This is a genomic window from Myxococcus sp. AM011 (assembly GCF_013372595.1).
Taxonomy (GTDB): Bacteria; Myxococcota; Myxococcia; order Myxococcales; family Myxococcaceae; genus Myxococcus; species Myxococcus eversor.
Genome location: NZ_JABXEM010000238.1, coordinates 1 through 18,162, shown reverse-complemented (window position 1 = coordinate 18,162; position 18,162 = coordinate 1). Strand labels below are relative to the sequence as shown.

The following is an 18,162-nucleotide window of genomic DNA, read 5'->3' as shown; positions in this document are numbered from 1 at the left end:
GCCACCCACAACCTCCTCAAGCTCTTCCGCGCGACGGCTGGGCAGTAACCATCCGCCGCAATCGAGCGGCGGGCCTCCTGCCTCGTCCGCTCTCGCCCCTCAATCCGTTACCGCCACAGACTCCTAGTGCCTCCACCAGTTGTGCGAGAATTGGGTCCGAACCTGCTGCTTCGTACGCGTCTGCTTCGATTTCTGCGCAAGCTTCTTTGGAGAGATAAAAATCCTCGGGAGTCAATGGCTGACCAAAGGTTTGCACTGCCCCATCCTCCGCTGCCTTGACGAGGTCATCAGTTGCCCTAAGGTGGGCGTCAGCGCTAGTTGCTTCGTTAGAGACTAGGCTGCGTATGACCCCGCATAGATGCCCTTCGAGAGAGACTTGCTCTGGATTCCAAGGACGCCTCCCTTCGAGGAGTCGCGTAATTGATTCTTGAACAAGCTCGGCGGCTAGTTCGCGGGCTCTTCCTGTGACGCCTCCGCCACACCACCGCGAACAGAGCTTGATGGCGTAGGCCATCGCTATTCTCTCGGCTCCAGGTAGTTGCTTCTCAAACTGCTCGGCTGTCGCCGGTGCCATTGCGCCCCCCACCCTCGCAATCAAGAGGTGATGCTGACTTGCGCTTTTTTTTCAGCGCCTTGCGGAAAGTAGGCGGTTGGTCAGCACCTACCCAGCGAGGCGGCGAGCATCTCGCTCGTGCTGCTACTCGTTGGAGCCTACGACATGACGTACTTCCAGAACCAGATGACGGTGCGGTTGAAGCATACACAGGGATACAACTTGATGTGGAACAGCAACACCGGCGAGGTCCACTCGACGGGTATGGCATGTGCGGGGAGCCACAACCTCGACGCGATGGTCGTCGAACACATGCACTTCTTCAAGGGATACTACTTGTGGGACCAGGTGCGCTGGCAGTTGCACATCTCGCTGTGGGATCCCCTGACGACCCCGGTCGAGGCGAAGGCTGGGATTCGGTACAGCAACTGCGGTCACTGCAAGCCCGAGCGCATGGCCGGGAGGGCAGCGTGAAGTTCTTGCACTACGAGGTGGATACCTCTGATGGCGATGAGGTTGTCGTAGCGCTGAGTGGCAATGCTGCCAATGTAAGGCTGATGGATACCCTCAACTTCAGCTCTTTTCGAAGGGGAAGACGCCATTCCTATCTGGGTGGCCATTTCACTCGCTCACCTGCTGTTCTGCGTCCTCCACACGGTGGGCACTGGCATGTCGTGGTTGATCTTGGCGGGTACCGGGGCAGTGTTCATGCGACGGTTCGTGTCATGCGAAGTGGCAGTTCGCTCCACGACCTTGATTGAGCCTCGTACCGATCCTGCTTCAGACGTGTGAGGCGAGACGCACGGTTCTTGCTGAAGGGGTGGCCCGGGTGAAGGCGGGTCGAGCCTCCGAGGAGTCTTTCTCGGGGGCCGATCCGCCTTGTGTTTAGCGTGGCTCAGTCGATGTTGAAGTAAACGTCGTCGATTTCGCCGTGGTACTGATCGTTGTTGTTGCCGACGCTCTTGGCGCCGACGTTGACGGGCTGACCCACGGGGTTAATGTCGTAGGCGGATGGGAGCAGCGCGCTGCCTCGCGCGATGTTGTCCACGAGGATGGTGAGCGCGGTACTGGTGCGCTGACAGGCGACCTTGTGCCAGGTGCCATCGGCGACGCCCACGGACGACTTGACGATGATGACGTCTGCTCCGCCGGTGGTGCGGACGACGCAGCTGGGCTTGCCGAGCACGGCGTCATCGAGCTGAAGCTTCCACTGGGCGGTGCTCGCGAGGCCCTTCTGCACGAGATTGGAGCCGTGCGTGGAGGAGAGGTCCGCGAGGGTGAGGCGCACCCGGGCGCCGAAGGTGAAGAGCGCGGTGCCGGGATTGAGGCTGGCGTGGTCGAGGGTGGTGACGTTCGCGAGGGGGCCGCCGGTTCCGTCGCACACGGCGGGGAACTTGATGCCCAGGCCGTCGAAGCCCGTCACGGGGACGACGGTGGCACCGTTGGCCGTCTGCACGGTGCCGGTGCGTCCCTTGCCGCTGTCGTCTACCACGGTGGTGACGGGGTTGGCCACGGCGTCGAACTTGTAGCGCAGCTTCTGGCTCACGGCGCTGGCCGCCACGGGGGCCAGCACAATCAGCGCGAGCGCGGTCCGCTTCGCCATCTGTCGAGGCTGTGTCGTCAAGGTCATGAAGTCTTCTCGTTGTCGTGTTGGGGTGTGGGTACGGCGAGGCGAAGATAGCCCCTCGTTCCAGTACACTCGACAGGGTGCCCCTTGAGCCGTGACCCCGAGGTCGGCGACAGCGAATGAAGTACTTCCGAGTCGAGCAGGACCTGTCGTCGCGCTATTCGGGCGAGCTGAATGCCACGCATCGGTGGGGACTCCCGGGTGTGGAGCCGTGCCCGCTGTGTGGTCTGGGTGGCGCCACGCTGGGCCTCGAATATCCGTCCGTCGACCTGTCGAGCCTCCAGCACGAGGAACTGGAGCGGTTGTCCGACCCGTCTCCTGTCCCCTTGGATGAACTCGAGCGGTTGCGCGAGCTGGTGCGACCGCTGGCTCCCGTGAATGCGGTGCTCGATGCCGGAACAGAGTTCGGCCCGCTGACAGGGACAGGCTCGGGCAGCTTCGGCTCGTTCTTCATGCCCGCGAGCTGGTCCCTGTGCATTCGAGAGGAGGCGCTCGTTCGGCTCCGAGAAGCAAGTGCTCGGGGGCTCCAGGGGAGCGCCGTCTCCGTGCGCTTCAGGACGAAGAGCCCACCCATGTTGCTGAACCTGCAACTGGACGTGCAGGGCCGGTTTCATCCCGATGCTTTGACCTGGACGCGAAAGCCGCCGTGCCCCCGGTGCGGCATCAGTGATGCGGAGGGACCTCTTCCGGAGCCCATCGTCCTCGAAGCGGCGACGCTTCCCGAGGGTGTTGACCTGTTCCGGTTGGCGGATGCTCCCGGCATCATCATCGCCACGGAGCAGCTCGTGGACGCGGCGACACGGCTGTCGCTGGACGGAGCCGTGTTTCGGGCCGTGGCGGCGCGTTAGCCGCCGTTTGTGCCACGCGCTACCGCGTCTCGGGCGGCAACAGCGTCCAGTCGAAGACGAAGCGGTGGGCGCCTCCGGGCACGCTGTCCAGCCAGCCCGTGATTCGCTCACTGCGCGAGAGCAGCGGGCCCAACTCCGAGCTGACCGCGAAGAGCGCGGCGAGGTTCTCGTCCGCCATCACGTCCGCCAGCGACACCTGCGAGAGCCCCCGCGCGAGCAGCCTCGGGTCCAGCGAGAAGTCCGCCGCGCGCTCCAGCTTCGCCGTCGTCTCCGGCAGCGCCGCCATCGTCGCCTGCGTCACCGTCTCGTCGTTGCCCACCACCAGGTGCTTGCCCTTCTGCCGCACGAGCACGCTTCCACCCTTCACCGTGAGCGCCCAGCCGTCCTCCAGCGCCTTCGCCCCGGGAAGTGTGCCCAGCGGCGCCAGTGCCTGCTTCACCGCCGCTGCGTCCTTCACCTCCGCCGCCAGCGCCTGCTTCACCGCGAAGAAGCGCGCCTCTTGCGTCCGCAGCGAGCCACGCACCTGCACGTTGCTCATGTTCACCAACATGTTCCCCGTAAGCTGCTTCGCCACGGCGTCCGCCGAGGCCTGCATCTGCTCCTTGGGACACGTCGCGCAGGCGGCCTGGATGGTCGCACGCAGCGAGCCCACGGCCTGCTCCAGGCCCGCTGGCGCCACCGCCACGCGCGAGAACAGCAACCCTTCCGGCTTCATCGCGCCATAGGGACTGTTGCTCTTCGCCTGGAAGGGTGGCAGCGGCAGCTTCATCGCAGTGCCATCCACCTTCAGCCCGTTCGCCGCGCCATCCAGCCCCAGCACCGTCTCGCCCGTGGCGAGGAAGGCCACTCCCGTCACCTTGCTCAGTCGCGCGTCCGGCGCGGGTGCCTTGCCCACCAGCCTCACGGACTCCTTCAGCAGCGCGGCGGCACCTGCATCCGTCGCTCCGTAGGCACAGACCTCCTGCCCCTTGAGCGCGTAGCCCATCGCCCCGCCCGCGTCGCGCGTCGTGCTCACCGTCGTCACGCCCTTCGACGTGGCCGGCTTCGCCTCCGCGCCTCCCGCCTCCGCCATGGCCTCTGCCGCCTTCTGCTGGAACACCTTCGCGTCCGACACGCGCATGCAGGACACACGGCCGTCCACGCGCAGCGACACCGTGGCCGGACCCGTCACATCCAGCCCCACCGCCGTGAGCGTCTCCGGCCGCGTCGGGTCGATGGTGAGGAACGGGTGCAGCTCCGCGCGCCATGCCGAGGGACGCAGCAGCGCGGAATACGTGCCCGCGCGCTCCAGGAAGGCAGAGAGCCCCGTCAACGCATCCAGCTTGGGAATGTGGACGACCGTCTGGGCCGACGCGGCGGTGCGAGGAGCAGGAGCAGCCGCCAGCGCGGCGGCGAGGACGAGCGAGGAGAACATGCCCCCGTGAGAGCAGCGCTCCTCCACCTCTGTCAAGACACTCGCGTGCTCACGCGGGCCAGAACGGGGCAGGTCCCTTGGCGAACGGCCAGTGGTGGACGATGGCGCTCCATGTGAGGCCTCGCGCGACTCGCTTGCTTGCCTGTCGTGAGGTTGCGGAGCACATCGCTATCGTCCGCCCGAGAGTGCTGCCCCGGCGGAGCAGAAGCGCGGAACCCGTCCGCACCTCTGCTCCACCGGTCTCCCTCCCGTCCTCTTCATCGTGCGAAGGCGGGAATGTCTCAGCGTGTTTCGCTACAGCCGGCCGATGTTGGCCCACTCAATCATCCGCTCCGCCAGGTCCTCGGCGTTGCGGCGCAGATGCGCGAGCTGGAGCATCTGGTCATCCGACTCCGCCAGCGTCATGCGCCGCACCAGCAGGTCCGCGAAGCGCACCACCTGCGCGATGCTGATGCAGTCGGCGTCCTCGCCCACTCCCGCGAAGCGCGCGACCTCCGCGTCCACGTCCAGGTGCTCATCCTGCAGCGCCTTCACCAGCGCCGAGCGCGATACCGGCGTCTCGAACTCCTCCGGATTGCGCAGCTGACGACGCCACGGCTGCGATTCCCACCGGACACGCACGGGGTCTCGGAAGACCCTGTTTCGCATCGGCTGAGTGCCCATCATCCCCTGCATGCCGGACCTGGCCGGCGACCAGAAGCTGAGTTCCATCAGTGCCCCCTCTCCACCACGGGGTCTGTCCACGAGCGTGACCGACTTCATCGTCTCCAGCCGTCCCTTCCCGTCCTGCCCACCCACAGCATCCCTATTACGAACGAGCGGCCGAACCTTGATTGGAGCCACGGCGCCAAAGCGTTGCGTTCACACGCCACGCGTGCGTTGACACAGGGCGGTGGGCCCGGGACAGTCCGCGCGCCATGCCGACCTATCCCTCCTCCCCCCGTGAGGCCTTCCACCTGCTGCGCGCACTGTCGGAGGACCTGGCCCACCCTGAGCGGCGCGCCCGGGCCCGGGTGGAGCTGCGCGAACTGGCGGAGCTGTCCCGGGAGCAGCCCGAGTCCGCCCCCCTGCGGCTGGTGACGGTGACGGTGGCGGCGGGAGCATCCCAGGAGCGCCTGGAGCTGTTCCTCCTGCCCTCCATCTTCGCGCCCGAGTCCTGGGCCTACACCTTCCTGGAGGGACTGCTCAGCGTTCCCCTGGACGAGTACGCCGGCAAGCGACTGGTGGAGGTGGGCGCGGGCTCGGGATGGATTTGCCTCGCGCTGGCCAAGTTCACGAAGCTGGCCCACATCCACGGCGCGGACCTCAACCCGCACTCGCCCGTCGTCGCGCGCTGCAACGCGTGGCTCAACGGTGACGAGTCGCTCGTGTCCCGCCTCTCCTTCGCGGAGAGCGACCTGCTTCGTGGCGTGCCCGCGGAGCCCTCCTGGGACTTCGTGGTGGGCTGCATCCCCCAGGTGCTGCGCACGGAGGAGCTGCCCGGCGAGCTGTCGCAAGCGGATGAACAGGCGCTGTATGACCTCTCCAACTACTGCACGTTGCAGAACGTGTACGAGGACCACTTCGGTCTGGGGCTCATCGCGCGGTTGCTCGACGAGGCGCCGGAGCGACTGGCACCCACGGGCAAGCTGCTGCTCAACCTCGCGGGCCGTCCGGGTCGCCCCATCATCGAGCGCATGTTCACCCGGCGCGGCTTCACCACGCGGGTGCGCGTGGCCCGGCGCGTGAGGCAGGCGGCGGACACGGACATCCGTCCGCTGGTGGCGCTGGAGCAGCGCACCGGACGCGAGTTCGAGTTCTTCATGGAGGCTCGCAGCCCGGAGCCGCTGCGCGCGGCGACAGCGCTGGGCTGGCTCCAGTCCGGGCACGCGGTGTGGCACGAAGTCGCGGTCTGGGAGGCGCATCTGTCGCGCCCGCGCGAGACGCTGGCCCTGCGTCAGTCCCTGCGCGAGCTGGGCATCCCCACGCTCCAGGAGGAGTTGGACCTGGGCGCCGCGTCGCCCGAGCAGCTCGGCTTTGTCTCCGCGCTGTCGCAGCGGCTGGCGAAGGGCCCGCTGTTGCCGTACGCGCACGAGGCCGGAGACGTGTCCTTCCGGGGCCAGGTGGTGCGCTATCTGGATCGCTACTTCGGCCTGAGGCTCGCGGAGCAGGAGCTGTTCGTCGCGCCCGAGCGGGAGCAGGCGGTGTACTCGCTGCTGCTCGCCACGTGCGACGTGGGCGACGAGGTGCTGGTGTCGCGCAACCTGCATCCGCTCTATGCGCGGGCGCTGGAGAAGGCGGGCGTGCGCGCCACGGTGACGCACACGACGCTGGAGGAGATTCGCCGGCTGTTGTCCGCGTTCGACGTGAAGATGGTGCTGCTCACGGTGGAGAAGGGCGAGCGCACCAACCTCTCCGTGCTGCGCGACATCATCGCGGAGGCGGCCAGGCGCGGCATCTGGGTGGTGCTGGACGAGAGCGCCTTCTTCAACATCACCGGCGAGGTGGAGCCGCTCACGCTGTTCGAGTTCCTGGCCCGTGAGCCGTACTCACCCAACCTCGTCGTGCTCTACGGCCTGGTGAAGAACGCGGTGTGGCCCGATTTGGAGCTGACGCTCCTGCTCCCCGTGCCGGAGCCGCTGCGCGCGGACCTGGAGGTGGCGGCGGAGGTGACGTACTCGCGCATCAGCACGCTGGCGCAGTGGTTCTACGAGCGCACGTTCGCGGACCTGCTGTCGTTCCGCATCTCCTTCGCGGAGCCGGAGCCGCCCGGGCCGCGCCGCGTGCCGGTGGTGCCGCTGCCGCGCTCCTCCCGCATCAACACGCTGGCGAACTTCCCCGCCTTCGCGCCCAAGGTGTTCCGCGAGGACGACGCGGAGCTGGTGCGGCTGGACTACGGAGAGAATGAAGGCCCGCTGCCGCAGCCGCTGGTGGAGGGCCTCGTCGCCGCCGCCGCCGCGCCGCTCGACACCGGGGCGCAGACGGGCCTGTCCGAGGCCGTGGCGGCCTTCCTCCTGGAGACGCGCGCCGCGCGGTACGCGCCCGAGGAGCTGGTCATGGCGCCGGGTGTCTGGCCGCTCATCCACCTCTTCGGGGTGGCCCTGCGCAAGCGCCTGGGCAGAGAGCCTCGAGTCTTCGTGGTGACGCCCTGCTACGGCGTGCTGCCGCCCACGTTCGTCTCGGCCGGGTGCCAGGTGGAGCAGGGGACGCTGACGGAGCTGCTCTCGCGCCGAGGCCAGGGCGCCAGTGGCCCCGACGCCGTCGTCATCTCCCAGCCCGCCAACCCCACCGGCGTCTACGTGGCTCGCGAGGAGCTGGTGGCGCTGGCCAACTACGTGGTGGAGCAGCGCTGCCTGCTCGTGTCCGATGAAATCTTCGGGCTGGTCAACCTCACCAGCCCCACGGCGGAGACGGTGCACAGCCCGGTGACGCTGGAGGGCGCGGTGCCGGGCGTGGGCGCGCGCACCGTGGTGCTGGGAGGGCTGTCCAAGGAGTTCGCCGCCGGTGGGTTGCGCGTGGGGTGGCTTGCGACGCGAGACAGGGCGCTGGCCTCGGCGGTGCGCGACGGCGGCCCGGGCGTGTTGCACCTCATCACCGCGCGCGCGGCGGCGTACCTGTACGCGGCCTATGCGCGCAGCCCGGACGGACAGCTCCTCTATGGCGCGCGGCACCGCTCGCTGCGCGGCTTCCTGACGAAGATGCGGCGCGAGCTGGCGGAGAAGCGCGAGCTCTTGGCGCAGGCGCTGCCCGGGGATGCGCGCGCGGAGGGAGGCGATGCGGGAGGCCTCTTCCTGGCCCCGCGCATGACTGCGTGGCTGGGACGCGAAATCGACGGCGAGACGCTCACGCCGGAGAACCTGCCGCGCGTCGTCTACGCGCACACGCACGTGGTGCTCAACGGCGGGCCCTGGTGCTCGGACCCCGAGCGCGTGCGCGCCGTGTTCTCCATTCCCAGGGAGAAGCTGGTGAAGGCGTGTGAGCGCTTGAAGGCGTTCGGCGCGAAGCTCGTCGCTGGCTCCTGAGTCGCCCGACGCGGACCCTCTGTTCTTTGGTGAACCGGAGGGCCGTTCATGCGGGGACAGAGACCCAGCCCCCTCGCTGGATGGGCTGCGGCCTGTCTTTCCGGCATGGTAGGGAATCCTGGTTTCAGGGCGTTGCTCGGAAACAAGGGCTTCGACTTCACGTCTTCGGGGGGTGTCATGCCCAATCTGCTCGACCTGCCGCGGCAGGCATTGATGGACCTGCGTTCTCGCTTGAGCCACCTGCCGTTGATGTCCCAGTTGCCGCTGCGCAACATGGTGCCGGACAGCCTGTCGTTGTCGAGCCCCGCGCCGCAGGACTCGGCGCTGGCGGACCCGGCACGGGTGCTGGCGTGGCAGAAGGCGTGCGAGCGCTATGTGAAGCCCGGGCAGGTGGTGATGGACGTGTGCACGGGCACGGGGCTGCGCACCTTCCTGGCGGCGAGCCGACATCCCCGGCGGCTGTACGCGGTGGATGGCTCGCGGCAGTTGGACACCGCGCAGTGGGTGGCGCGGCGCAACGGGTTGGAGAACATCGACTTCGTGCGCTCGCACCCGTGGAACTTCCAGGCCCCGGAGAAGGTGGACGTGCTGCTGCACGACTTGCTGGGCGAGGCCCTCTTCGACGCGGGGCTGGTGCCGAGGATGTTGGATTTGCGCTCCCGGGTGCTGCGGCCTGGCGGGCGCATCCTCCCCAACCGCTTCGAGGTCTTCGTGGAGCCGGTGCAGCTTCGCGACGAGGCGTGCATCCCCTTCATCTGGAGTCAGCGCTTCCCCAGCGTGGACTACAGCTGCTTGCAGACGCTGCGCGAAGCCATGAATCCGTCGTACTTCACGCGCGTCGTGCGCTCGTACGAGGTGGACCACCTGCTGTGCGACCCGGAGCCCGCCTTCGCCTTCGACTTGGAGACGATGGCGACGGATGGGCTGCCGCACCGCGTGCGCTTCGAGCGGCCGGTGGTGGAGGAGGGGCGCGTGGACGGCTTCTGCCTCTTCTACAAGGTGGCCTTCGACGCGGAGCTGTCCTTCACGGTGTCGCCGTTGCGCGGGCAGAACCACGCGGGCATGACGCTCCTGCGCGTGGACTCGCGCGAGTTCGCTCGCTACGAGACACTCAGCTTCGAGCTGGAGCTGGCGGACCCCGCGGATGTGGGCACCTGGCGCTGGCACTTCTGCTGAGGGCCCAGGCAGGCAGTGCTCGGGGGTGGACATCCCACGCGACGCCAGGGCTTCGCCCCGGAGGAGCCGTGGCTAGTTTGCCCCACGGCATGCGCTCCTCTCGTGGGTCCTTCTTCCTGGCGGTCCTGTTGGGCTTCTCCTTCTCCGCGCTGGCACAGGAGGCTTCCGGGCCTCCTCGCACCGTGGCGGGTGTCTGCGGCAGCGCCAACTGGGTGTGCGTGGCCGAGTGCATCGAGCCCGAGTGCGTGGACCGGTGTCTGCGCCAGGGCTGCGAGCAGTCGTTGGACAGGCTCAAGGCCTGCACCTTGAAGGCGGGCTGCGCGCCGGACGACACCCAGTGCCCCGCGCGCACGTGCGGCCCCACGTGTCAGAAAGCCTTCGAGCCCGCGCCGCCCAGTCCGGAGAAGGAGATGAAGGACCCGTGTCAGGGCCAGGCCTCCTCGACGAAAGCCCTGCCCGACAAGTTGGTGGGTGAGTGGCGACTGACGGCCGCCAGCCTGCCCGAAGTCACGGACGGAGGCTTCACGCGAATCGAGGCCCAGCCTCGCGCGGACTATGAGCGCGCGCTGCGAATCACGTCCTCGGGGTGTTTCGTCCTGCGAACCGCGCTGAAGGACGCGACGCTGGGAGAGGGCAACGCGCTGGTCGTCCGCGCCTGGGGCATGGTGGAAGCCCTGGGCGAGCACCACGTGAAGCTGCTGGCCAAGGACGGCCAGGCCGTGGGCCCCGTTTGCGGTGCGAAACGGGTCATCCCCCTGTCGCGCTCGAAGGTGAGGTTCAAGGGCGGCTCGTACCGGTGGGACTTGGAGGAGGGAGAGCTCACGCTGACGCTGGACGACGCGACGAAGCAGACCTTCCAGTTCGAGCGCGAAGAGGGGCCTCCTCCGTAGCGAGGCTCCCTGGCGGGCGAGGGGTCGCCGGCTCCAGGGGCGCGTTACTGAAAGTCCGCGCGCCACGCGGGGGCATCCTGCGCCATCATGACGTGTCCCGGATGGATGGGGCACGGTCTGAGCGCGAGGGGAGGCACGCGATGGCGACACACGAGCGGATGGCGAGCGTCGATGCGCTGTGGTTCCACATGGAGGAGCCCGCGAATCTGATGATGATTACGGCCGTGCTCTTCTTCGAGGGGCGGCTGGACTTCGAGCGGCTGCGCGACCACACCCGCACGCGTCTGGTGGACCGCTACCCGCGCTTCCGGCAGCGCGTGGTGCTGGGACGGCTGGGCGCTCCGCAGTGGGAGGAGGCGCAGGACTTCGACATGGATGCGCACCTGCTGCGTCTCCCCGTGCCCGCGCCTGGCGACCGCGCCGCGCAAGAGGCGCTCGTGAGCGAGTGGATGAGCACGCCGTTGGACCGCTCGCGGCCTCTGTGGCAGTTCCACGTGCTCGAGGGCGCGCAGGGCGGAGACATCCTGCTGGCGCGGCTGCACCACTGCATCTCCGACGGCATCGCCCTGGCGCGCCTGCTGTTGTCTCTCACGGATGGCGAGGCGACGGACACCGAGGCTCCGCGTGAGCGCACGCGGACTCCGTCGAGCGGGCTGGAGCGGTGGATGCGTGGAGCGCGCGCGGTGGCGGGGACGGCGCGGACGGTGCTGCGCAAGGGCGCGGAGCTTGCGGCGGAGCCCATCCTGGCTGGAGACCTGGTGCGACAGGGGGCGCTCAGCGCGGCGGCGCTCGGCAAGCTGATGGTGATTTCACCGGACCCACGCACGCCGCTGCGTGGACCGCTGGGGACGCAGAAGCGCGCGGCGTGGTCTTCGCCCATTCCCCTGGAGCGCGTGAAGGTGCTGGGCCGCGCGCTGGGCGGCACGGTGAACGACGTGCTGCTGGCGGTGCTGACGGGCGCGCTGCGGCGCTACCTGGCGTCCCGGAACGTTCCTCCCGAGGACCTGCATGCGCTCGTCCCGGTGAACCTGCGGCCCCTGGATGAGCCCATCCCTCGTGATTTGGGCAACCGCTTCGGCCTGGTGTTCCTGCGCCTGCCCGTGCACATCGAGGAGCCGCGACGTCGGCTGGCGGAGCTGTCGCGGCGCATGGGCCTGGTGAAGAAGTCTCCGGAGGCGGTGGTGACGTTCGGCGCGCTGGGGTTGCTGGGGTACACGCCGGCACCGGTGGAGCGCGCGGTGGTGGATGCCTTCGGCATGAAGGCCTCGCTGGTGGCGACGAACGTGCCCGGCCCTCGACAGCCGGTGTCGCTGGCGGGGGTGACGCTGCGAGAGCTGACGTTCTGGGTGCCGCAGGCTGGGCACCTCGGGCTGGGCGTGAGCCTCTTCAGCTACGCGGGGCAGGTGACGATGGGCGTGGCCGCGGATGTCCTCCGCGTGCCCGACCCGCATGTGCTCATCCAGAACTTCCACGAGGAGCTGGATGCCCTGCACGAGTCCGCGATTCCGGGCGCGGGCGCGGCGTGAGCCACGGCTACACCAGGCCGTGCTCCTCCAGCTTGTTGTAGAGCGTCCGGCGGCTGATGCCGAGCAGCCGCGCCGCCAGCGTGCGGTTGTCTCCCGCGCGCCGCAGGGCATCGACGAGGGCCTGTCGCTCGGTGTCCTTGCGCTGGGACTCCAGCGTGCGGCCAGAGTCGGTGCCCGCGGGCTGCGCGCTCGCAACCGAGTGGGGCCCGGCCGGAGTGCCCTGGGCGGGCGTGAGGACAGGGGTGGTGAGGCCAGGCTGGCGGGCCAGCTCGCGTGAGACGTCTTCGCCCGTCAGCGTCTGTCCGTCCGAGAGCACCACCAGTCGCTCCAGGAAGTTCTGGAGCTGGCGCACGTTGCCCGGCCAGGGCTGGGCCTGGATTACCGCGAGCCCGTCGGCGGTGAGCGTGAAGGGTGGCTTCCCATTCGTCCTCGCGTGGACGTCCAGGAAGTGTCGGGCCAGGGGTTCGATATCCTCGGGCCGCTCGCGCAGGGCGGGCAGCCACAGCGGCACCACGTTGAGGCGGTAGAAGAGGTCCTCGCGGAAGCGTCCCGCCTTCACCAGGTCCTCGAGCGGCTGGTGCGTGGCGGCCACGAAGCGGACGTCCACCTTCACCGTCTGCGTGCCTCCCAGCCGCTCCAACTCGCGCTCCTGGATGACTCGCAGCAGCTTCACCTGCACGGCGAGGGAGATGTCTCCCACTTCGTCCAGGAACAACGTGCCGCCATGGGCCAGCTCCACCCGGCCGGGCTTGCGCGTGGCGGCGCCGGTGAACGCGCCCTTCTCGTAGCCGAACAGCTCGCTCTCCAGCAACGTGTCAGGGAGCGCGGCGCAGTGCAGCTTCACGAAGGGGCCCGCGTGGCGCGGACTGCCGTCGTGCACCGCCTTCGCCGCCAGCTCCTTGCCCGTGCCGGACTCGCCGCGCAGCAGCACGGTGGCCATGCCCGTGGCCGCCTTCGCCAGCAGCGCCTGGGCCTCCGCCATCTTCCGGCTGCCTCCGACGAAGGCGCTCGGCGTGCGCAGCGGCTCGTTCGCTGCTTCTCCCTGCGCGCGCAGCAGCGCCTTGCGGATGGTGAAGAGAATCTCCTCGCGGTCGAAGGGCTTGAGCACGAAGTCCGCCGCGCCCGCCTTCATCGCCTCCACCGCCAGCGGCACGGTGCCATGCGCGGTGAGCAGGATGACGGGGACGTCGGGCCAGCCCCGAGCCACCTCGGTCAGGAGCTGCATCCCGTCCATGCCCGGCATGCGCACGTCGCTGACGACGACGTCCACGGGCTTGCGCTCCAGCATCGCGAGCGCTTCCTTCCCGTCACGTGCCGCGTGGGTCGTCAGCCCCGCCTGGGACAGCAACGCGCCCAGCACCTTGGCCACCGCCGGGTCGTCGTCCACCAGCAGCACGGTCCCCTTCAACGACTCGCTCACGCGGCTTCTCCTTCAGACCCACTTCCGACCCGCCGGACGTCCATCGGCAGGCTCAGGCGCACCACCGTACCGTGCCCCTCTCGGCTTGTCAGACTCACCGTGCCTCCATGTGCCTCCACCACCCGCCGCACGAAGGCCAGCCCCAGTCCGCTGCCCGCCGCCTTGGTGGTGAAGAAGTCGTCGAAGGCGCGCTCCCGCGTGCGCGCGTCCATGCCTTCACCGGTGTCCTCTACCTCCACCGCCACGGCGAGGCCGTCCCGCAGGGTGCGCACCGTGAGGGTTCCACCCCCGGGCATGGCCTCCACGCCGTTTCGCACCAGGTTCTCCACCGCGTTGGCCAGCAGGTCGGCGTCCCCCGAGCAGGGGGGCAGGTCCGGCTCCAGCGCGCGGACGATGGAGACCTGGCCGGGGCTGGCGAAGGACTGGAGGGAGAGGACGCCTTCCACCAGTCGCCCCAGGTCCACGGGGCGGGGGAGGGGCTCCACGCGCGCGAGCCGCTGGTAGGTGTCCACCACCCGTCCGAGTCGCTCCACCTGCTCCAGCATCAGGTCCAGGAACTCGCCGTGGGTGGCCGAGGACTGGCCTCGGGTGTGTTCTTCCTTGAGGTACTGCGCGGCGCCCTTGAGCGCGGCGATGGGGTTCTTCAGGTCATGCGCCATCTGCGCGGAGAAGCGGCCCAGCGTGGCCAGGCGCTCCATGCGCTCGCTGCGGGTGACGTATGCGGTGACGCCTCGACGCGTGGCCGCGAGCAGCGCGAAGGTGATGGCGGTGGTGAAGACGACGAGGGCGCCCACCTGCGCGGCGAAGAGGCGGAAGACGGTGAGGTAGGCCAGCACGCCCACGCCGGCCAGGGTCGCCGCGTGCAGCGCCATGCGCGGAGCGCCTTCGCCCAGGTCTCGACCGAAGAGTCCGAAGCGCAGAGACGCCGTGGCCATGACGGGCAGGCCCAGCAGCGTGCCCAGCGTGCCCAGTCGAGGCACCTGTCGCAGGCCCAGCTCCACCGCGAGCTCCGTCAGCAGCAGGGCGACGAGCAGCGTCAGGCCGAGCACGATGAGCCCCGCGCGGGCGCGCTCATCGGGGTGTCGTGCGTCGCGCAGGTGAAGGGCGAGCAGCGCGAAGGCGGCACCGAGGGGCGGGGCCACCAGCACGGTGACGAAGATGCCGAAGCGCAGCGTCAGCAGCCGGGCGGCCAGCGTGGGCGCACCGAGGGCGGCGAGCATCGCCATCGCCAGCGCGCCGAAGACGGCATAGGTGCCGAACATGGCCCAGGCCGAGCGCCGCCGTCGTCCCACGAAGGCGAGGGCGAAGTGCAGGGTGCAGGGCACCGTCATCAGCGCGGCGGCGAAGCCCACCTGCCTCCAGCCCGGCTCACCCGAGCGCTCCAGGCCGAAGCCGGTGAAGTTCCAGGTGGAGAGGGCGATGGACAGCAGGGACAGCGGGAGCGCCAGCGGACTGCGGCCGATGCGCGCAAGCGCCAGGCCCGCGAGCGCGAGCTGGCCGGCACAGGCGATGATGTTGATCCACATCCCGCTCGTCATGGCGTTCCCTGTCGTGCCGGTGTCACGCGCGCCAGCATAGTCCGGGACGACGCTCGGCTCTGAGCGGTCAAGCGTCCTTGCTCCGAGTCGATTCCAGCTTCGTCGCGGGTGTGGGGCCACCCGAGCAGGCCCAGGCAAGCGGCGGCGGCGAGGTCTGCTCCCAGATGGAGCCCGGCACGAGCGTGCGGTGCTCTTCCCTCAAGAGGTGCATGGCTCCAGTTGCTCGCCAGATTTCGCAGGCACTCTTGCTTGGGATGACTGTCATCGTGACTGACGAGAATCCCCTTCGTATCGCGTCCGAACTCGCCCAAGCAGGAAGGACAGCCGAGGCCATCGCTTGTCTGGAGTCCGCGCTGGCTCGCACCCGGTCGAACAAGGAACGGCCAGCCAACGTATCCACTTTGGCCAGAACAGCGGGACTCCACTGCGAGGCAGCCGGGAGCCTTTCGCAGGCAGCGCTCTACTACGAAGAAGCAATTGCCAACGCGGAGCCCGAGCCACTCCTGTTGCTCGCCCTGGCGAGCGTCCGTCGGCGGTCCGGTGAAGCAGACACTGCGCGCTCGTGCCTGGCGCGAGCCGAAGCCCTGGCTCAGTCATCCGCTGATGCTGATGCCTTGAAGATGGTCGCCAATCTCCGCGCGGAGTGGGCGAGCGAGGACGGTTGAGCAGCTCTCGCATCGAGCGAGTCCTCAGGCGGCTGATGACCGCCTTCGGGTAGAGCCCCTTCGCGTCGGGAGCCATAGGGCTCGCTTCACTGCCCAGGTCTGACGCCGCGAGTTCTCTAGAGCATGCCGAGTCGGCGCGCGTTGGCCGGGTCCACCGCAGCGGTTTCCCAGCGACGGGCGGCCACTTCGCGCTCCGACTCGGGCGCGTCCGCGTAGTAGCCGAGCGTGTCGTTCAGCGCGCGGCTCAGCTCCTCGATGGCGGCGAGCCGCACGTCGAGCTCACGGTGTCGCAAGGCGGTGATGAGCCAGTCCGCGCGGCGCCGGCTGCGGTTCTCCATCCACCACGTGGCCCACTGCTTCGGGCTGAGTCCCAGCGGCATGCGCGTCACCTCGCGCAGTGCTTCCGCCGCGGCCTGGGCGCACATCTCGTCGTCGCTGCTCGTGAGCTGGATGAGGCCCTCGACGGCCTCGCGGTCATGCAGCGTGCCCAGCGCCCTTGCGGCCAGCGCGCGACGCATCATGTCCTTGCTGCTCAGCTCCTGACGCAGCTCCCGCAGCGCCGAATCCAACCGGGGCAACTGCTTGAGCGCGGCGGCGGCCACGCGCGCGGCGCTGGAGATGTCCGGCTCCAGGTCGAACAGCCCACGCAGCACTCCATCCACCAGCTCCACGTAGGGCAGATTGCCCGCCGTGAGCAGCGCGAAGTAGCGCGTGTCCGGGTCCTGCGAATCCAGCAGCGGCGACAGGGCCTGCGCAGCCGGCCGACCCAGACGCGACATCGCGGCGGGAATCGGTCCCAACTCGTCCGCCTCGGGCAGCTCGACGACGGGCAGCCGGCTCCATGCCGTGGGGCCGGGGAAGTGCTGCGCCAGCACGCGGGCACTGGCCTCGGGCGAGCGCGCCAGTTCCACCATCGCGTTGGAGCGCTGCGCGGCGTCCGGCCCCGTGAGTCGGCGCAGCAGCGGCGCGAAGTCCGGAGGCGGGCGCTCTTCCTGCGACTGCGCGCGCGGCGGCAGCGCGGCGGCGCGACCGATGGTCCCGGAGGTGCCTCGGCCGAAGAAGGGGCCCCAGCCCAGCCCTGCGACGACGGCGGGCGCGGGGACGGGAGCGGACGCGACAGGCACGTCCACGTCGATGGAGATGTCCTCTTCCGGCGCGCGCGGCTCGGTGACGCGCTGCTTGCGGAACAGGATGAGCTCCTGGAAGGCCGAGGACAGGTCCTGGCAGAACAGGATGTAGTCCGACAGCCGGCGCTGGCTCATCGGCTTCTGTCCGCAGTCACCGTAGAGGATGGCCACCAGCCGGCCCTTCACCTCCACCGGGTACAGGAAGACGGTGCGCGGCGTCTGGCGGCCGAACAGCTCCAGGTAGTGCCGCGTGAGCGCGTCCGGAGGCAGCGGGCCCGCGTAGCTGCCTCGCGTCACCGCCACGGTGCGGAAGACGCTGCTCGCGTCGAGCGGCACGGACACCTGGGCCAGTCCCTCGCCCGTCATGCCCTCGCCACGGCCGTCCCAGCCCACCGCCGCGCCACGCATCACCGCGAACGCGGCCACGTAGTCGAACGTGCGCCGGCCGAAGCGCAGCGCCACGTCCATCAGCTTGTCGCGGTCCTTGGTGGACTCCTTCAACGCCGCGCGCGCCTGCGCCAGCGTCCAGTCCGGAACCTCCTGCGAGGCGGGCGACACGACAGGCCGGGCTTCCGGCTCGGCTGCGCGCGCGCGCGTCGGAGCGGGCGGCGCCTTGTTCGGATTGGGGAAGACGATGAACGCGGGCTCACTCGAGCGCGGCGGTTGCATCGGGACAGGGGGCACGTCCGGGCGCGTTCCCGACAGCGGAGAACCGAAGCGGAGCGTGGGCGGCGGCAGCGCGTCCGCGGCGGACGGCTGCGCCGGAGGACCCGGAGGCCAGACCTGGGGCGCCGTGCCGGGCTGCACGGGCGGCGCCGGGGGCCACACCTGGGGTGCTCCCGTCTGCGCTCCAGCGGGGCGCGCGGCGGGCGTCGTCGCGGGGCGGGCCGCGGGCTGCGCGCCGTTGGGCGGCGTCGTCGCAGGAGCAGCAGGACGGGACGAGGTGTCGGTGGGGCGCGACGGAAGCTGCGTGACGTCGACCGGACGTGACGCGGGCTGCGCGGTGGGCGGCAGACCTCCGGACGGGGCTCCCTGTGTCGTAGCGGGCGCGGCTCGCGTGGAGGCGGTCTCGGCGGCTCGGGCCGGTGGCGCGACAGAGGGTTGCGCGACGGGTGCGCTCGCCGGAGTACCTCGCGGCGCGACAGCGGGCGGCGCGACGGGCGCGCTCGCCGGAGTGCCTCGCGGCGCGGGCTGTGAGGCGGGCGGCGTGGCGGTGAGGACGGGCGGCTGGGCCGGGCGGGTGTCCGGCCTCGACGGCGTCGACGTCACGATGGGCGGCGGTGGCGGACGCGACGGCGGCTGAGCAGCGGCGGTCGCGGCGGAGCGCTCGGAGGCCGGCATGTTCAGGCGCAGTGGCGCGCGAACGAAGGCGGGCGG

The 18,162-nt window shown here is 69.6% G+C and carries 14 protein-coding genes; 7 read left to right on the top strand and 7 right to left on the bottom strand.

Annotated elements, in window-relative coordinates:
* Positions 1-718: 718 nt before the first annotated feature.
* On the top strand, positions 719-1,027 hold the full coding sequence (locus HUW62_RS36120) for a hypothetical protein (RefSeq protein WP_176437018.1): 309 nt from the start codon (positions 719-721) through the stop codon (positions 1,025-1,027).
* Positions 928-1,314 (top strand): DUF1883 domain-containing protein, encoded by a 387-nt coding sequence (locus tag HUW62_RS50165; RefSeq protein WP_368670566.1) that lies wholly within the window; start codon positions 928-930, stop codon positions 1,312-1,314. The genes HUW62_RS36120 and HUW62_RS50165 overlap by 100 nt, the downstream gene beginning before the upstream one ends.
* A gap of 134 nt (positions 1,315-1,448) precedes the next feature.
* Here the strand turns inward: HUW62_RS50165 and HUW62_RS36110 are convergent, their stop codons facing one another.
* Complete coding sequence (locus HUW62_RS36110; protein WP_176437016.1) at positions 1,449-2,183, bottom strand: laminin G domain-containing protein; 735 nt, start codon at positions 2,181-2,183, stop codon at positions 1,449-1,451.
* 116 nt (positions 2,184-2,299) lie between these two features.
* Between HUW62_RS36110 and HUW62_RS36105 the strand changes: the two genes are divergently transcribed.
* Positions 2,300-3,028 (top strand): double-CXXCG motif protein, encoded by a 729-nt coding sequence (locus tag HUW62_RS36105; RefSeq protein ID WP_176437015.1) that lies wholly within the window; start codon positions 2,300-2,302, stop codon positions 3,026-3,028.
* 19 nt (positions 3,029-3,047) lie between these two features.
* On the opposite strand, the gene HUW62_RS36100 is transcribed toward HUW62_RS36105, so the two are convergent.
* Both HUW62_RS36100 and HUW62_RS36095 read right to left on the bottom strand, forming a co-directional pair.
* Entirely contained in the window at positions 3,048-4,442 is a 1,395-nt protein-coding gene (locus HUW62_RS36100) for a hypothetical protein (RefSeq protein ID WP_176437014.1), read from the bottom strand.
* A gap of 294 nt (positions 4,443-4,736) precedes the next feature.
* Entirely contained in the window at positions 4,737-5,153 is a 417-nt protein-coding gene (locus HUW62_RS36095; RefSeq protein WP_176437013.1) for a hypothetical protein, read from the bottom strand.
* A 206-nt stretch (positions 5,154-5,359) separates the two neighbouring features.
* On the opposite strand from HUW62_RS36095, the gene HUW62_RS36090 reads away from it, so the two are divergent.
* The 4 genes from HUW62_RS36090 (at position 5,360) to HUW62_RS36075 (ending at position 12,035) form a co-directional block, all read left to right on the top strand.
* Complete coding sequence (locus HUW62_RS36090) at positions 5,360-8,443, top strand: aminotransferase class I/II-fold pyridoxal phosphate-dependent enzyme (RefSeq protein ID WP_176437012.1); 3,084 nt, start codon at positions 5,360-5,362, stop codon at positions 8,441-8,443.
* Between the two features lie 177 nt (positions 8,444-8,620).
* Positions 8,621-9,619 carry a class I SAM-dependent methyltransferase gene (locus HUW62_RS36085; protein ID WP_163866333.1) on the top strand — a complete coding sequence of 333 codons (999 nt, stop codon included), beginning with the start codon at positions 8,621-8,623 and terminating at the stop codon, positions 9,617-9,619.
* A 68-nt stretch (positions 9,620-9,687) separates the two neighbouring features.
* Positions 9,688-10,509, top strand: a complete 822-nt coding sequence (locus HUW62_RS36080) for a hypothetical protein (protein ID WP_163866334.1) — start codon at positions 9,688-9,690, stop codon at positions 10,507-10,509.
* 140 nt (positions 10,510-10,649) lie between these two features.
* Positions 10,650-12,035 carry a wax ester/triacylglycerol synthase family O-acyltransferase gene (locus HUW62_RS36075; protein WP_163866335.1) on the top strand — a complete coding sequence of 462 codons (1,386 nt, stop codon included), beginning with the start codon at positions 10,650-10,652 and terminating at the stop codon, positions 12,033-12,035.
* Between the two features lie 7 nt (positions 12,036-12,042).
* On the opposite strand, the gene HUW62_RS36070 is transcribed toward HUW62_RS36075, so the two are convergent.
* The 4 genes from HUW62_RS36070 to HUW62_RS36055 all read right to left on the bottom strand — a co-directional run.
* Entirely contained in the window at positions 12,043-13,455 is a 1,413-nt protein-coding gene (locus HUW62_RS36070) for a sigma-54 dependent transcriptional regulator (RefSeq protein ID WP_176437011.1), read from the bottom strand.
* Positions 13,452-14,993 (bottom strand): nitrogen regulation protein NR(II), encoded by a 1,542-nt coding sequence (locus HUW62_RS36065; RefSeq protein ID WP_176437010.1) that lies wholly within the window; start codon positions 14,991-14,993, stop codon positions 13,452-13,454. The genes HUW62_RS36070 and HUW62_RS36065 overlap by 4 nt, the downstream gene beginning before the upstream one ends.
* A 67-nt stretch (positions 14,994-15,060) precedes the next feature.
* Positions 15,061-15,204: a hypothetical protein gene (locus HUW62_RS36060; protein ID WP_176437009.1), complete on the bottom strand. Its 144-nt coding sequence runs from the start codon at positions 15,202-15,204 to the stop codon at positions 15,061-15,063.
* A 570-nt stretch (positions 15,205-15,774) separates the two neighbouring features.
* On the bottom strand, positions 15,775-18,162 hold a 2,388-nt coding region (locus HUW62_RS36055), incomplete at its 5' end, for a HEAT repeat domain-containing protein (RefSeq protein WP_255203847.1).

Coding starts and splice junctions, on each gene's coding strand:
- HUW62_RS36090 (WP_176437012.1), top strand. CDS start 5,360: ATGCCGACCTATCCCTCCTCCCCCCGTGAGGCCTTCCACCTGCTGCGC.
- HUW62_RS36095 (WP_176437013.1), bottom strand. CDS start 5,153: ATGGAACTCAGCTTCTGGTCGCCGGCCAGGTCCGGCATGCAGGGGATG.
- HUW62_RS36120 (WP_176437018.1), top strand. CDS start 719: ATGACGTACTTCCAGAACCAGATGACGGTGCGGTTGAAGCATACACAG.
- HUW62_RS36100 (WP_176437014.1), bottom strand. CDS start 4,442: ATGTTCTCCTCGCTCGTCCTCGCCGCCGCGCTGGCGGCTGCTCCTGCT.
- HUW62_RS36075 (WP_163866335.1), top strand. CDS start 10,650: ATGGCGACACACGAGCGGATGGCGAGCGTCGATGCGCTGTGGTTCCAC.
- HUW62_RS36065 (WP_176437010.1), bottom strand. CDS start 14,993: ATGACGAGCGGGATGTGGATCAACATCATCGCCTGTGCCGGCCAGCTC.
- HUW62_RS36060 (WP_176437009.1), bottom strand. CDS start 15,204: ATGCACCTCTTGAGGGAAGAGCACCGCACGCTCGTGCCGGGCTCCATC.
- HUW62_RS36085 (WP_163866333.1), top strand. CDS start 8,621: ATGCCCAATCTGCTCGACCTGCCGCGGCAGGCATTGATGGACCTGCGT.
- HUW62_RS36110 (WP_176437016.1), bottom strand. CDS start 2,183: ATGACCTTGACGACACAGCCTCGACAGATGGCGAAGCGGACCGCGCTC.
- HUW62_RS36105 (WP_176437015.1), top strand. CDS start 2,300: ATGAAGTACTTCCGAGTCGAGCAGGACCTGTCGTCGCGCTATTCGGGC.